Genomic DNA, 1,203 nt, shown 5'->3' with positions numbered 1-1,203 from the left:
GGCCGCCCACCCCCCCCGCGGCGGCCCTTCGGCATGTCCCGGACCCGATCGGCCCTCGTTCGGCCCGATCCCCCCCGGTCCGCGCGAAGTTGACGAAGCCTGCGCGGAGCGGTGCCCCGTCCCGACGCCCCTTGCGAGGATCGGCCCATGCGTGCAGCCTTCATCGAAGAACTGGGCCCCGCCGAGAACATCCGCTACGGCGACATGGCCCCTCCGGTCCCCGGACCCACGGACGTCCTCGTCGAGGTCGAGGCCGTGTCCGTCAACCCGGTCGACACCTTCGTGCGTTCCGGGCTCTTCCGCACCCCCGTCGACTTCCCGTTCGCCGTCAGCCGCGACCTCGTCGGCACCGTCGTCTCCGCCGGCGCCGGCGCCGCCGGGTTCGCCGCCGGCGACCGCGTCTGGTGCAACAGCCTCGGCCACGGCGGCCGCCAGGGCGCCGCCGCCGAGCTGGCCGTGGTCCCCGTCGACCGGCTCTACCACCTGCCGCCCGGCGTGGACGCGGCCGAGGCCGTCGCCGTCGTGCACCCCGCCGGCACGGCCTACCTCGCCCTGTTCACCCACGGCCGCGTCCGCCCCGGCGAGACCGTCCTCGTCGCAGGCGCCGCCGGGAACGTCGGCAGCGCCCTGGTCACCATGGCCGTCGAGGCCGGCGCCCGGGTCATCGCCACCGCCGCGGCCCGCGACGCCGAGTACTGCCGCTCCCTCGGCGCGGCCGAGGTCCTCGACTACAAGGACCCCGCGCTCGCGCCGCGGATCCGCGGGGCCGCCCCGCAGGGCATCGACGTCCACATCGACACCTCCGGCACGAACGACCTCACCACCGCCGTGGAGGTCCTGGCCCACCGCGGCCGGATCGTCCTCCTCGCCGGCGCCCGCTCCCGGCCCGTGCTGCCCGCCGGCCCGCTCTACATGAAGGACGGCGCGGTCGTCGGCTTCGTCATCTCGCACGCCGGCACCGCCGAACTCGCCGAGGCGGCCGCCGCGATCAACCGCCTGCTGGCGAACGGGCGGCTGCGCGCCCGCTCCATCGAGCGGGCCCCGCTGTCCGACGCCGCGCGGACCCACCGGCGCATCGAGGCCGGCGAGCTGCACGGCAGCCGCGTCGTCCTGCTGCCCAAGGAGTCCTGAGAACGGCGTGGTCGGGGCGCTCGGCCCGCACGCATCGCGCGCCCCCGCCCCGCTCCTGCCTCGCCTTCCGCC

The 1,203-nt window shown here is 76.8% G+C and carries 1 protein-coding gene; it reads left to right on the top strand.

Annotation, left to right across the window (positions count from 1 at the left end; translation table 11 throughout):
• The first annotated feature begins 147 nt into the window (after positions 1-147).
• Entirely contained in the window at positions 148-1,131 is a 984-nt protein-coding gene (locus HYE82_RS36630; RefSeq protein WP_179178537.1) for an NADPH:quinone reductase, read from the top strand.
• The last annotated feature ends 72 nt before the right edge of the window (positions 1,132-1,203 follow it).

Source organism: Streptomyces sp. BR123, assembly GCF_013401435.1.
Classification (GTDB): domain Bacteria; phylum Actinomycetota; class Actinomycetes; order Streptomycetales; family Streptomycetaceae; genus Streptomyces.
The sequence above is the reverse complement of the archived record's forward strand: the minus strand, read 5'-3'. Positions and strand labels throughout refer to the sequence as shown.

Bases quoted from the DNA above. Each gene is read 5' to 3' on its own strand.
- HYE82_RS36630 (WP_179178537.1), top strand. From the start codon at position 148: ATGCGTGCAGCCTTCATCGAAGAACTGGGCCCCGCCGAGAACATCCGC.